Here is a 13,424-nt window from a genome sequence, read left to right as displayed (position 1 = left end):
CAGCAGGGCGTAGGCCTGCACATCCAAATGCGTGTCGGCCGGGCTGCGCAGGCACGACTCTGCGCAGCCTTTCATCGATTCACTTGTTGTGCCGAGAAATGTAGATTTTCGGCGTTAGCCCTAGCCCGCTTACAAGTTTTTGCCAAGACTCTACTGCAAGAAGAAACTGGATTGAGTTGAATTCGGTGATCCTCTGAACTTCCTCTTCAAACACGAACCACAAAGCAGCCGTATCAAATTCTTGATCAAAATCGATCTCTCCTCGCTTGATAAGTTCAACCGAGTCCTTTGATTGCTCGATATTATAAATAAGATCAGGCCCCGTCTCAGAAATTTTTACAGATATAATCTCCCTATCCTTGTACAAGTCGGCCACTTCAACCTTGTAGTTTTTTTTGCCAGCCTCAAGTGACCGTATTAGCGTCAACTGACGATCAAGCAGTAGATAGCCATTTTCATCACGCTGCTTCTTATTAAAATAAGACTCACGGTATGTGATATTGTCGTCAACAGGTTCGCCAGCTTCAATTTTACGTTGCTTCTCTTCTTTCCATACGATGTAGTCAGCCTCCTCAAGCGGCTCTTTCACAACAGTAACTATTTTATCCAGGGAGCGTTTTAGATAATTCATGAACGTGTCATTGAATTTATACCAATCACCATTTCTTAAAAAATACTGATACCCTTCAAAGGCTACGGGGAGGTCTATCAGCTCCTTCAGATCTTTTGTAAATAGACCTTGTTCATCACTTTTGAATTGCACACTGAGCGAGCTAACACTCTCGACATCCTCATGTTCCGCTAAAAAATCACTGATGTTCTCAACCGTCAGCGAGTTACCAATGTCTTTTCTGTAGTAGCCAGATCCACCAGGCCTCTTAGCGGACAAACGATAATCGTAATTATAAAAGTTAAAGCAAATCGCAACACCATAAACATGAAACTCTTCTATCGCAACATTGCCTAGGCGATTTTTAAGCGAAATGAATAGAAGTTTATCCAACTCCTCCGAAAGCTCATCATTGACAGCCTCTAACTTTGGTAGTCTAATTACTTCATCGCCCATCAGACCTTCTTTGATTTGATCGAATATCTGAGCTAGATCGATTGGATCGCGATTCATCTCCAACTGGATCGAATCAGCAAAAATTATATTCTTTTCACCCCACAGCTCCTTATCAGAAGCTCTTAACTTCAAATGATCGACGGACTCTCCTGGATCATAGCTGTTCGGCTGAAATTTTTGATACGACGAGACATCTTGCCTTTTGGTTCCGGTGAAGTATCGACTTTTCTTCAGCAGAATCGTATGTTCGTCGGCCATTCGCACTGCTAGGTCGATGCCGAAATCATATTGTATGAATCGCGAAAGGTAGAAATGAGCCTTCCCCAAGCTCACTGCATATATCTGGCTTGGATCATCCAACTGTATACACAGTAGAAGTCCGAAGTGAAAAATATTTTTGGGCTTAGCAACCTCATCGTTAAAAAAATTTTGATAGGTTTCCCACCACCAAATGTCGTTCCCTTTTATTTTCTCCGAAAAATAAAAGGTCATGGAGTAGTTGTCGGTCTGATGAGTTTTCTGTTCGACCAATCCGACCCCGGCAAGCTTCTCTTTAAGCTGGTCTAATTTAGACGGTTTAACTTTATAAATATTATAAGGATTATTCATGGCACATTCCCTTTGAGCGCCAAGCGTTGGCGAATTAAAAAATGCCACATTAGAGAATTGTTAGCAACAGTCGAGCGTATACCCGGCTATCTAAATATCACATAAAAAACCCTGATCAACCCAGAGCCGTTAGCTATTATGCGATGCTCTGAACCGGCAATAGAGCTATTTCGATACTATCTGCCGTACCGCACGAGATCTTGGATTCGACAGAGTGCTGATCGCCGATGCTCATACCTGCACCGACACTCCGCATTGAAGGCTGAAAGTATCGTCGATCATCAAAATGCGGCACTGGCGCGCGCATTCTGTCGCGTCGTTCAGGCTGAGGACTGGCGTTTCTAACCGGAATTGACAGATCGACTCAGAGTCTGGGTCGATCGATCTGCTTCGCGTGACTGCTGCCCTTACGGCAGGCAGCAATCGGCTAATACACTCAGCTTTGGCCGCTTTTGACTGTGGATTCAACCGGTCCTGATATCAGGAACAGGTCCCCTTCAGAGCTTAAAAACCCATGACGTTTCTAAACGTCGAGTTAGCAGTCGGACCGTCAGCACGTAGTAATACTGCGTTGCCTGACTGTGTTCGCTCAAGCGATTCTCAAGAAACCACACCAAATGCTTCTTTTGCCAAGTCCAAGGGTTTTCTCGCTTCCAGCGCTCTGCGATTGCGACCTGAATGATCTTCGCCTGGCGCACATGACGTTGCCGCGTTGCGCGCGACCCGGTCAGCACGCCAGCCAAGAACAGTTCCATATCGAACGACTTACTCATATCCGTCCTCCGATGTAGGCAGCGACCACATCGATCCGACGGTGCCCCAGCTCATAGCTGACTTGCTTCCGCGCCTCACGATCAAGGCGCTGATTCAGCTGGCAACATTCACCACCGTTGATAGGTGCGCGATGTTGGGTGATCTGCTCGTAGCGCTCACACGCGTATGCGGCTCGTAGCTCATGGAAGCCTTTGAGGTTGTGTGCATGAATGGTGTCGCGTGCAGGACGGACGATTTCCTGCAGAATGGTCGCGTAGCTTTCGTTCGGAGCAATCAGGTTGCGGCTACCAGCAGGCGACACTAGCCTCGCAAACTCAAGTGCGCCACGAATATGGTCGTCCACCGTTATCCAGCGATGTGCTGATGCACCGGCGCGACCGCCTTTGGTGCCATCCTGAATGTTGATCTTGGCTAAGTTTTCAGCCTCGCGGCTCAACCGTGGCAGGTCAGCCAAGATGGCCTCACGCAAACGCATACCGGTGGCTCGTGCCAGCTGCACCATCGCCGCGGCCCTTAGATGATGACGGCTGCAAAGCGCTTCGACTATTCGCTGTATGTGTTCGCGATCTTGGCCCTGCACTACCGATTGACGAACCCCGGTGCGCTGCATACCCAACGCCTTGCTCGGACTTGGCACTTTCACATACTGATCACCGCGAAGCGCTGCCATTGTCCTATTAACGCTGGATAGCCGGTTTTGCGCGGTGCTGATAGCTAGGTCGCCGTGCTCAACCAGGCCGCGAAGGTATGCGGCATAGTTCGACAACACCTCGCGATTAATCTGCCGCGCATCGTTGACCCCGGGCCCCGCTTCAGACCGGCACCACTTCACAAATGCCCGCCACCGGTCATTGTGCGCCTTGACCGTGCCGTAGTGGCCACTGCCAAACATGTCTTTCAGCGCCTGTGGCCCCGCGTAGCTCAACTGCCTGCCGTAGCCGAAATTACGACCATCGCGTCTACCCACTAATGCCATGTCGTACACCTCCTACCCGTTTCTCCAATCCTCGCCCCACGTCATCCCGCCAAGAATGTTGAGTGTTATCAGGGATCAAGGCCCCTGCGACCTGTGGGGAGTGTCCTCTACGCCGGACTGGCGACTCCTTACGACCGGGAGCAAGGGCATCTCATGATCTGGCCTCCTGATCACCGATACCGGTGGGCGGGTGGAGGCTGCGATGGCTGACGAAACCATCGCCGCGAGATCCTGAGTCGGGTGAAGGCAGTGATGCGATGACCGGGGCATACCTGACTGTCAGTCAGGTGCAGTCCAATCCATGGTCTGCGGCACCGTCATCTACATCGCTGTTGCTGGTGACTTCGGTGTTTGTCACGCCGATTGTCACGAGGGGGATTGCGGCAAAGCCACGTTTTATATGGGCTGCAGCGGTGGTTTGAGCGCCTGTCTCTTTCCTGGAGAAAGAGACGGGCAAAGGATTGGCGCACACGAAATGGCCAAGCGGGTAGGTTGCTGCTGGGCAGAAGGGTAGGGTGGATGCCGCAGTGGCAACGATGTTGAGTAAGCATCCATCACATGGGTAGTGACCGTACGAGCTACCGGACGCGAATCGTACTTGGGATGAACCGCCTCACGAGGGGCGTGACCTTTCAGGTTTCTGGCCACATTTTGCTGCCTCGGCAGCGCTTGCAATTTCTGGTTTACGCCTGTGGATAAAAGTCGTCAAGCGGCCTGACTTCAGATAATTAGCGCCTGTGGATAAAACTATCCCCCGGTGGACAACGTTGGTTTTCCACAGACGCTAAGCTGTGCCAGCTGTTTTTCTCTAAGGTTCGGTCCTTTTAAATGGGGCGGCTTTGCAGCCCCGTTTAAAAGGACCCGCGCGGAGGAGCTTCATGCAGCGCGGCGTGTAACTTCACAGCGGGTTTGTAGCGGTGGGGCGGCGGGCTACTCGGCCCACCTGGCACTGCGAATGCGCGTAACGTTCTCACCCGCCTGCTTGGCAAATTCATGCGGCGTCACATGATCCTCGCGGTTTGCCTCCAGAAACCGGCTCCACCAAGTCATGATCATCCGGCGCTCCTCAAGGAACTCGGCCTTGTGGATATACGCGGCGCGCACGTTGTTGCGTTCCTTGTGGCTCATCTGCCGCTCTATGGCCGTCTCTGACCACAACCCGGACTCGATCAGTGCGCTACACGCCATGGCGCGAAAACCGTGGCCGCAGATGTCCACTTTGGTGTCGTAGCCCATTGTCCTCAGCGCAGCGTTCACCGTGTTCTCGGACATCGGTTTCCACGGTTTGGCATCTCCGGCAAACACCAGGTCGAATTTGCCGGTGATCTTGTGGATCTGCTCCAGTAAAGTCACCGCTTGCGGGGATAAGGGTACAAGGTGAATGTCTCCGGCCATTTTTGTACCCCGTGTGGAAAAGGGTACGCCGTCCAGCGCTGGGCGGGTGTCGGGGATTTCCCAGATGCCGCGCTTGAGGTCGAACTCGTTCCAGCGTGCGAAGCGCAATTCGCTGGAGCGCACGAAAACGTGCAAGGAGAGCATGACCGTCAGCCGTGTGAGGGCTCTGCCGCGATAGGTATCTATGAGTTCCAGGAGTTCTGGCAGGCGAGCCAGTGGCAGTGCTGGCCTATGTTTTACGCGGGGGGCCTTTATTGACCCTTCGAGATCGTGCGCTGGGTTCTGGCTGATCAGCCGGAGCCGTTTGGCTTCCCGCATGATGCTCTGGAGGTAGTTTTGTACCCTTAAGGCAACGTCGATCGTGCCGCGCTTCTTGATGGCCTCAAGCGGCATCATCAAGTCGTGGGTATCCAGATCGACGATGGCTCGGGCGCCAATCAAGGGGAAGACGTGAGTCTTGAGCCTGCTCAGTACGGTTTTGGAGTGGCCGGGGGCCCACTTGGCAGACATTTCCCTGTGCCAGTCCAACGCTACGTCTTCGAATGTTCGGCCGTTAATAGCTGCCGTAGTCTTGGCGTCACGCTTTGACTCAATGGGATCAACGCCATTCGCCAGCTGCCTTTTCGCCTCGAGCCGTTTCCGTCGTGCATCGGCGAGGGTTATCACCGGGTAGTTGCCGAAAGAGGTCAGGCCCTCTCGCCCGTCTGGCTTCACATAGCGCAAACGCCAGCCCTTGCGGCCATTCGGTTGAACGAGGAGGTAGAGCCCGTCGCCATCGAAGAGCTTGTACGCGCGGTCTGTAGGCTTTGCCGAGCGGCAAGCGGTATCGGTAAGAGGTGCGGTTGTACGCGACATAAGGGTACTCCTTATTATCGAATTGAAACCTACCCTAATCTTTACCCTTAAAAGCGCTGGCTGCCACCGGAATCCGACAGAACGCCAAAACGAAAAAACCCGCCAGAAGGCGGGTTTTTCAAGGGTTCCAGAGATTTTGAAAGCCTTCTGTGGAACCTCAAATGGTGCCGGCACCAGGAATCGAACCCGGGACCTACTGATTACAAGTCAGTTGCTCTACCATCTGAGCTATACCGGCAAGTGAGGGCGCTGATTATAGCGACTCGTCGCCCTGAGTAAAGCCCCCCGCAGCACTATTTTCCAACCGTTATGCACTTTAGCTTCATCGCTTATGCACAAGCGCGGTGCCAAGTGGGCTGACCGTGCGGCTGAAGTTTCATTTTTGAGCAGTGGTTCGCAAGCTACTGTTTTTTCGTCCAATTAAAAGATGAACAAAAAATGACCAGGCCTGTGGATGCGATTTACTCCTGATAAAACGGGCGCTGCGCAAACCGTCATCCACAGAGTTATCCACAGGCTGGCGTTATCTTTGGTCACTCAATAGCGCGCTGCGCAACGATCATCAGGTTGCGTGGCGTGAGCTGGCTTGGGCAGAACAGGCCCAGGTGCACGTTGTATTGTCGCTCCTGTAGATACAGCGCTCTGTCCAGCACCAGCCACAGCTCCAGGGGCCGGCGGAATAGGTTGCGCAGGCTTTCCAGGTTGCGTACTTGTGCCAAGCGTTCCCAGCCGCGGGCTTCAAGGGCTGCCCAGTCCTGTGCGCCCACGGTTAAGCCCTTTAGGGCTGCCAGGTCGTGGCAGTAGCCGGCGAAGGGCTTTTCTAGCCAGGCGCTGGGCAGTGAGGGGGTGGGCAGGTAGTCGTCCATGCCGCGCAGTTGCCGTTGCAGCAGGTCGAAGGCCAGGCGGCGGGCCATGGAGTGGTCGCGTTGGCGGCGTACGCGGGCGCCGGCGGTGACGGTTTCGCTGAGGGGCAGGCCCAGGTCGTCGCGGCTTAGTAGAAGGCTGGAAGCTTGTGCGGTGCTGGAAAGCGCCGCGTACTGGTGGCCGGCGATGCGGTTGTAGCAGCACGGGGCGATGGCCAGTTGTTGGCAGCCGGTGTGGCTGGCCAGTTGCAGCAGGCGTACGTGCAGGTCGCCGCAGGCGTGCAGGGCCACGGGGGTGTGGTGGGGTTGCAGGGCCAGGGCGGCGGCTTGGGCCATCACGTCTTGCAGGCGGTGGTTGGCGTTGTGCAGGCGGTGGTGCAGGCTGAGTTGCTGGCCGGCGTCGACCAGGGTGGGGTCGTATTCCAGGCAGGTCAGGGTCTGGTTGGGTTGTAGCAGGCGCCGGCCCAGGTGGCCTTTGCCGGCGCACCAATCCAGCCAGTGCTCTACCGGCCGGGTGAACGACAAGGCGCTGCCAAAGGCTTCTATCTGTTGCCATTTGCGGCCCGGTACATCGACGTTCAGGCGCGATGGCGGGGCGGACAGGGCAGTCACCGGCAAGGCGCCCAGCTCGCTCAGCCGCAGGGCGTGGGAAGCCAGCTCGCAATATACCGAAGGCGCACCGCTGAAGTCCCCCGCCTCGGCATCAGCCAATGTGCGACCGCGTAGCCATGCAGCCAATTGCGGGTGCGTGCTTTCCCAGGCCAATGTCAGATGGTTGAACGGCCGTGGCCGCCATAGCCCCTGATGCTGGCGCAGAAACGAATCGAGCGCTAAAAAGCGCTCGATCAGTTGCGGGCCGTGTAGCAACTCAGCGGCCCTGGCAGGCGTCGACGCGCAGCCATTTTTCCAGCAGCTTGAAGCCTTGCACCAGCACGAACGACATCACCAGGTAGAACACCCCGGCGGCGAAGAAGATGTCTACCGTGAGGTAGTTGCGGGCGATGATGGTGCGGGCCATGCCGGTGAGTTCCAGCAGGGTCACGGTGCTGGCCAGGGAGCTGGCCTTGAGCATCAGGATCACTTCGTTGCTGTAGGCCGGTAGGCCGATGCGTGCGGCGCGGGGCAGCAGGATGTGGATCATGGCCTTGGTGCGGGACATGCCCAGGGCGCGGGCTGCTTCGATTTCGCCGCGCGGGATGGCTTGCAGGGCGCCGCGCAAAATTTCAGCGATGTAGGCGGCGGTGTGCAGGGTCATGGTGAGCACGGCGCACCAGAACGGGTCGCGCAGGTAGGGCCACAGGAAGCTGGTGCGCACGGCGTCGAACTGCGACAGGCCGTAGTACACCAGAAACAGTTGCACCAGCAGCGGGGTGCCGCGAAAGAAGAAGATGTAGGCGTACGGCAGGCCGTTCACGTACCACTTCTTGGAGGTGCGGGCGATGCCCAGCGGGATGGCCAGGATCAAGCCGGCGACCACGGCAATGGCCACCAGCTCCAGGGTCAGTTCGGCGCCGTGCAGCAGTTTTGGCAGGGCTTTGTAGATGGCTTCCCAATTCATGCGTCAGCCCTCGTGAAGCCGCGGGCGGCGCGTTGTTCCATGAAGTGCATGGCTACCATGGCAACGATGGTCAGGCCCAGGTACATCAAGGCCGCCACCAGGTAGAAGGTGAACGGGTGCTGGTGGGCGAGCACGGCGCTTTGGGTCTGGCGCATGATTTCTTCCAGGCTGACCACGGATACCAGGGCGGTGTCCTTCATCAAGATCAGAAACAGGTTGCCAAGGCCGGGCAGGGCCAGGCGCCACATTTGCGGCAGTATCAGGCGTATGAAGATGCGTGGCGTGGACATGCCCAGGGCCATGCCGGCTTCGCGGTGGCCTTTGGGGATGGCGATGATGGCGCCACGGAACACTTCGGTGGCGTAGGCACCAAAGCACATGCCGAGCGCGGTAACGCCGGCGGCAAAGGGGCTGAGGGCCAGGTCCGGCACGCCTATCAGGTTGCCCAGTTGGTGCATCAGCGTGGTGGTGCCGTAGTACATCAGCAACACCCACAGCAGTTCGGGCACGCCGCGCACCAGGGTGGAGTAGGTGCCACCCAGATATTGCAGGGCTTTGTAGGGCGAGGTCTTGGCCAGGGCGCCGAGCAGGCCGAGCACCAGCCCCAGGCACAGGGCGCTGAGGGCGAGTTTCACCGTCATCACGGCGCCAGTGGCCATGGCCGGGCCAAATCCGTAGAGATCAATCATCAGGGGCAGGCTTTTTCAAGGACAGCGCGGCCCTGCGGTGCAGGGCCGGTTTGTCAGGCGGATCATTGGATGCTGAAAGGGAAATACTTGTCGTTGATCTTTTTGTAGGTGCCGTCAGCGAAGATTTCTTTCAGGGCAGCGTTAAGGCGCTCGCGCAGTGGGTCGCCTTTGCGTACGGCGATACCGATCTTGTCGCTTTCTTCCACCGGTGCGCCTTTGAATTCGTAGTCGGCGCCGTCCTTGGATTTCAGCCACTCGTAGTTGGCATACTTGTCGGCCAGGATGCCGTCCAGGCGGCCGGACTTCAGGTCAAGGTAGGCGTTGTCCTGGGTGTCGTAGAGCTTGGTGGTTACTTCGTCGCCCAGGTTGTCTTCCAGCCAGGTGCCGGACAGGGTGGCGCGCTGGGCACCGATGATCTTGCCCTTGAGCGATTCCTTGTCGGTTTTGAAGTCGACGTTTTTCGGCGCGATGAACTGCAGCTTGTTGGAGTAGTAGGGGTCGGTGAAGTCGACGGCCTGCTTGCGTTCGTCAGTGATCGACATGGACGAGATCAGGAAGTCGAACTTGTTGGCGTTCAGGGCCGGGATGATGCCGTCCCAGTCGGAGGTGACGATTTCGCATTCCACCTTCATCTTGGCGCACAGGGCCTTGCCGATGTCGGCGTCAAAGCCCACCACCTGGCCGCTGGCGTCTTTATTGTTGAACGGCGGGTAGGCCGCTTCGATGCCCATTTTAAGTGTCTCGGCCATCGCGTTGGCGCTCAACACCAGGCTGGCCGCAGCGGCCAGGATCAACTTCTTGTAAGTTTGCATGCGTGCTGCTCCGTTAGCGATTGCTGGACATGAATTGTTTGCAGCGCGCCGACTGCGGGTTTTCGAACACTTGCTCGGGCGTGCCTTGTTCTTCGATCAAGCCTTCGTGCAAAAAGATCACTTCGCTGGACACCTGGCGGGCGAAATTCATTTCGTGGGTGACCAGCAGCATCGTACGGCCTTCTTCGGCCAGTGCGCGGATCACGCTGAGCACTTCCTGGACCATTTCTGGGTCCAGCGCCGAGGTGGGCTCGTCGAACAGGATGACTTTAGGCTGCATTGCCAGGGTTCGCGCGATGGCGGCGCGTTGTTGTTGGCCGCCCGAGAGCTGGTTGGGGTACACGTGGCGCTTGTCGGCGATGCCGACCTTGGCCAGCAGCGCCTCGGCCACCTCGATGGCCTCGGCCTTGCTTTGGCCCAGCACGCGGCGTGGCGCCTCGATGATGTTGTCGAGCACGGTCATGTGTGGCCAGAGGTTGAAGTTCTGGAACACAAAGCCGATTTCGCTGCGCATGCGGTTGATTTGCCGGCTGTCGGCGGCAATCAGCTCGCCCTTGCGCGTGGCTTTGAGCTTGAGCGCCTCGCCGGCCACCAGGATCTCGCCCTGGTGCGGGTTTTCCAGCAGGTTGATGCAGCGCAGCAGGGTCGATTTGCCAGACCCGGACGAGCCGAGGATGGAGATCACATCACCATCGCGTGCGGTCAACGAAATGCCCTTGAGCACTTCAAGCTGGCCATAGCGTTTGTGCAGGTCGCGGATTTCCAGCGCGGGCGTGGCCTGGGCCATGTGCGTGTTCCTCATCTATACGGGTGCGCTCCCGCCGTGCAGGCAAGTGGGAGCGGCTGAAAAAAGGCGCGATGGTGCCAGTTTTGGCGGGGCCAGGGAAGCGACTTTTCATTAAACCGACCGATGCGCGGTTCGTTCAATACCCTACTTTGGTTGCACGATTTTACGACTTATGTCGAGGCCGGTTGCACCTGACGGTTGCACTTAAAGTGTGCGAAGGTGTTACCGAAGGGAGCTTTTGGTGCGACATTTCGCCCTGTTATCGTGTAGCGCGGTAATCCCTTGTTACATCGCTAGCAAAAAGCGATTCGATTCAAGGCCTTGCTGTTCGGGCTCTAAGCCCCGTGCCAGAGGTGGTCGACGAAAAGCGACTCACGTTGGCGCAGTTATTGCGTAAAAAAATCCGAACGGAATGTAGCATTCTCCCAACAGGGTGGATGCGCAACCAGTAGCTGGAACAGAACGCTATTCTTACAAAGGTAGTTTTATGAGCGGTACGCACAGTTCTAACGACCTCGGTTCAGGCCTCAAACAGCGCCACGTAACCATGCTGTCGATTGCCGGTGTTATTGGCGCCGGTTTGTTCGTAGGTTCCGGCCACGCGATCGCCGCTGCCGGCCCTGCCGTGATGCTGGCCTACGCCGCCGCCGGTACCCTGGTGGTGCTGGTGATGCGCATGTTGGGTGAAATGGCGGTTGCTTCGCCAGACACCGGTTCCTTTTCCACCTACGCCGACAAAGCCATTGGCCACTGGGCCGGCTTCACCATCGGCTGGCTGTACTGGTGGTTCTGGGTATTGGTGATCCCGCTGGAGGCCAATGCCGCCGCCACTATTTTGCACGCCTGGTTCCCTGGCATCGCGGTGTGGGTGTTCACCTTGCTGATCACGGCGCTGTTGACCGTTACCAACCTGTTCAGCGTGAAGAACTACGGCGAGTTCGAGTTCTGGTTCGCCCTGATCAAGGTGGTTGCGATCGTGGCCTTCATCGCCCTGGGCGCCGCCGCTATCTTCGGCCTGCTGCCGGGTAGCGAAGTCAGTGGCGTCAGCCACCTGGTCGACACCATCGGGTTCATGCCCAACGGTATTGGCGCCGTGGTCGCGGCCATGCTGACCACCATGTTCTCTTTCATGGGCACCGAGATCGTCACCATCGCTGCCGCCGAGTCGAGCAACCCGGCCAAGCAAATCACCAAGGCCACCAACTCGGTGATCTGGCGGATCTTCCTGTTCTACCTCGTGTCGATCTTCATGATCGTCGCCCTGGTGCCTTGGAACGACCCACGCCTGGCCGAGATCGGTTCGTACCAGACCGTGCTCAACCTGATGGGCATCCCCAACGCCAAGATGATCGTTGACGTGGTGGTACTGGTTGCCGTGACCAGTTGCCTGAACTCGGCGCTGTACACCTCCTCGCGCATGCTGTTCTCCCTGAGCAGGCGTGGCGATGCCCCGGCCATGGCGCGCCGCACCGACAAAAGCGGCACCCCGTACTGGGCCGTGCTGTTGTCCACCGCTGCAGCCTTCCTGGCCGTGTTCGCCAACTACGTGGCACCCGCTGCCGTGTTCGACTTCCTGCTGGCCAGCTCCGGCGCCATCGCGTTGCTGGTGTACCTGGTGATCGCCTTCTCGCAACTGCGCATGCGCAAGCAGCGCGTTGCCAAGGGTGAGAAGATCGAGTTCAAGATGTGGCTGTTCCCAGGCCTGACCTGGGCGGTGATCGTGTTCATCGTCGGCGTGCTGACCATCATGGCCATCCGCCCGGACCACCGCATCGAGATCGTTGCGACCGGCCTGCTGACCGCTGCCGTGGTGGCTACAGGCCTGCTGGTGGCGCGTCGCCGCAAAGCCGAGAACAACGGCCGAGTTGCGCTGAGCAATTGATTGCATGAGCCCTGAAGGGCTTTGAAGTGAGAAAGGCCGCGGTCAGTGATGATCGCGGCCTTTTTGTTGTGCGCCAAAGCGTTCAGCAAATTTTCAACAACCCTTTGCCATACTCCCTGCTCATCTTTTTTTGCCGGGCCCGCCTCATGAAAAAAATCACCCCTGCCGCCATCAGCGCCTTGGCTGCCAAGGCGCAGCAGTCGCCACGATTGCGTGCCAACCTGAACCTGCATGAACAGCTGCCAGACCCGATCCAGCGCCTGGCGATTGCCATGGAGCCGGGTACTTACGTGCGCATGCACCGCCACCCGCATACCTGGGAGTTGCTGCATTCGCTGGCGGGGCGCTTTGTGGTGCTCAATTTCGACGAGGCGGGCGTGGTCACCGAGCGGGTGGTGCTGGGCGAGGAGTGCGCCATGGTCGAGATCCCGGCGGGGGTGTGGCATGCGGTGTTGTCGCTGGATGCGGGTGGGGTGATCTTCGAGGTCAAGCACGGGCCGTATACGCCCATTGCCGAGCAGGATTATTTCCCGGGGTCGCCGGCTGAAGGTGATCAGGGCGTGGGTGGGATGCTGGATTGGTATGGCACCGTTCGGCTGGGCGAGAACGTGCCTGCATAAAGCGAGTAGGCGCGGCGGTTCGGGTTGCCCGCGAAACGCGCGCCGCAGTGCCTCAGGGCAGCGTGGTGGGTTTTCGCGGGTTACACCTGCTTTAGGCGGCTTGTGGTTGCACGTGTAGCTTGCCGTCGATGTCTTTCGCCAGCCCGCTGGCGAGCACCAGCGGCACCAGGCGGTTGTGCAGGCCTGGCTCGACGAAGCCCTTGATGGCGTCCAGGTCCAGGATCGCACCATTGCTCAGTTCGGCCTTGGTGTACGACAGCCAGGCTTTTTTCAGTGCCAGCAGTACGTCACTGCCAGCCGTCAGCGCGAAGCGACGGTTGAGCGCCTGGCCACCGATGTCGAAGGTGTGCTGGAACTCATAGCCGGTCTCATCCCAAGCGCTGGTTGTGCAGCGCACGCAGGTGCATTTGCCGGTGCCAAAGGCTTCGCGCAGGTAGTTGTTGAAATCCACCACGGGTTTGAGTGACAGGCGCTTGTCGACTTCGAACAGGTCCCCAGTCATTTTCTCTTGCGTGCTCAATGGCGATCCCCTAGCGGT

Annotated in this window: 12 protein-coding genes, 1 tRNA gene and 1 pseudogene; 3 read left to right on the top strand and 11 right to left on the bottom strand. The window is 57.5% G+C overall.

The window, feature by feature from the left end; all coding sequences use genetic code 11:
* Nucleotides 1–79: 79 nt before the first annotated feature.
* Nucleotides 80–1,675: a DUF6119 family protein gene (locus L9B60_RS10060; RefSeq protein ID WP_249678341.1), complete on the bottom strand. Its 1,596-nt coding sequence runs from the start codon at nt 1,673–1,675 to the stop codon at nt 80–82.
* A 172-nt stretch (nt 1,676–1,847) separates the two neighbouring features.
* Between L9B60_RS10060 and L9B60_RS10055 the strand changes: the two are divergent.
* Nucleotides 1,848–2,020 (top strand): annotated as a pseudogene (locus tag L9B60_RS10055) (cysteine hydrolase); the annotation flags it as partial.
* A gap of 152 nt (nt 2,021–2,172) precedes the next feature.
* Here the strand turns inward: L9B60_RS10055 and L9B60_RS10050 are convergent.
* The 9 genes from L9B60_RS10050 to L9B60_RS10010 all read right to left on the bottom strand — a co-directional run bounded on the left by L9B60_RS10050 (nt 2,173) and on the right by L9B60_RS10010 (nt 10,384).
* Complete coding sequence (locus L9B60_RS10050) at nt 2,173–2,448, bottom strand: hypothetical protein (protein WP_249678340.1); 276 nt, start codon at nt 2,446–2,448, stop codon at nt 2,173–2,175.
* Nucleotides 2,445–3,425, bottom strand: a complete 981-nt coding sequence (locus L9B60_RS10045; protein WP_249678339.1) for an integrase domain-containing protein — start codon at nt 3,423–3,425, stop codon at nt 2,445–2,447. Before L9B60_RS10045 ends, L9B60_RS10050 begins: the two co-directional genes overlap by 4 nt.
* Before the next feature lie 930 nt (nt 3,426–4,355).
* Nucleotides 4,356–5,675 carry a tyrosine-type recombinase/integrase gene (locus L9B60_RS10040; protein WP_249678338.1) on the bottom strand — a complete coding sequence of 440 codons (1,320 nt, stop codon included), beginning with the start codon at nt 5,673–5,675 and terminating at the stop codon, nt 4,356–4,358.
* 162 nt (nt 5,676–5,837) lie between these two features.
* A tRNA-Thr gene (locus tag L9B60_RS10035) sits at nt 5,838–5,913 on the bottom strand.
* A gap of 295 nt (nt 5,914–6,208) precedes the next feature.
* Nucleotides 6,209–7,405: a methyltransferase gene (locus L9B60_RS10030; RefSeq protein WP_249678337.1), complete on the bottom strand. Its 1,197-nt coding sequence runs from the start codon at nt 7,403–7,405 to the stop codon at nt 6,209–6,211.
* Nucleotide 7,406: 1 nt separating this feature from the next.
* Nucleotides 7,407–8,096 carry an ABC transporter permease gene (locus tag L9B60_RS10025; RefSeq protein ID WP_249678336.1) on the bottom strand — a complete coding sequence of 230 codons (690 nt, stop codon included), beginning with the start codon at nt 8,094–8,096 and terminating at the stop codon, nt 7,407–7,409.
* On the bottom strand, nt 8,093–8,788 hold the full coding sequence (locus L9B60_RS10020; protein WP_249679700.1) for an ABC transporter permease: 696 nt from the start codon (nt 8,786–8,788) through the stop codon (nt 8,093–8,095). Before L9B60_RS10020 ends, L9B60_RS10025 begins: the two co-directional genes overlap by 4 nt.
* A gap of 59 nt (nt 8,789–8,847) precedes the next feature.
* A complete protein-coding gene (locus L9B60_RS10015; RefSeq protein ID WP_249678335.1) occupies nt 8,848–9,597 on the bottom strand; it encodes an ABC transporter substrate-binding protein in 750 nt (249 codons plus the stop codon).
* A gap of 13 nt (nt 9,598–9,610) precedes the next feature.
* The gene (locus L9B60_RS10010; protein ID WP_249678334.1) at nt 9,611–10,384 is read right to left on the bottom strand and encodes an ABC transporter ATP-binding protein; all 774 of its coding nucleotides are present in this window, start codon (nt 10,382–10,384) and stop codon (nt 9,611–9,613) included.
* Between the two features lie 487 nt (nt 10,385–10,871).
* Between L9B60_RS10010 and gabP the strand changes: the two genes are divergently transcribed.
* A complete protein-coding gene (gene gabP, locus L9B60_RS10005) occupies nt 10,872–12,266 on the top strand; it encodes a GABA permease (protein WP_249678333.1) in 1,395 nt (464 codons plus the stop codon).
* A 146-nt stretch (nt 12,267–12,412) separates the two neighbouring features.
* Nucleotides 12,413–12,886, top strand: coding sequence for a WbuC family cupin fold metalloprotein (locus L9B60_RS10000; protein WP_249678332.1), 474 nt, complete (start codon nt 12,413–12,415; stop codon nt 12,884–12,886).
* A 91-nt stretch (nt 12,887–12,977) separates the two neighbouring features.
* Here the strand turns inward: L9B60_RS10000 and L9B60_RS09995 are convergent, their stop codons facing one another.
* On the bottom strand, nt 12,978–13,406 hold the full coding sequence (locus L9B60_RS09995) for a hypothetical protein (RefSeq protein ID WP_249678331.1): 429 nt from the start codon (nt 13,404–13,406) through the stop codon (nt 12,978–12,980).
* Between the last annotated feature and the right edge of the window lie 18 nt (nt 13,407–13,424).

The organism is Pseudomonas abieticivorans (assembly GCF_023509015.1).
In the GTDB taxonomy this organism is placed as follows: domain Bacteria; phylum Pseudomonadota; class Gammaproteobacteria; order Pseudomonadales; family Pseudomonadaceae; genus Aquipseudomonas; species Aquipseudomonas abieticivorans.
The sequence above is the reverse complement of the archived record's forward strand: the minus strand, read 5'-3'. Positions and strand labels throughout refer to the sequence as shown.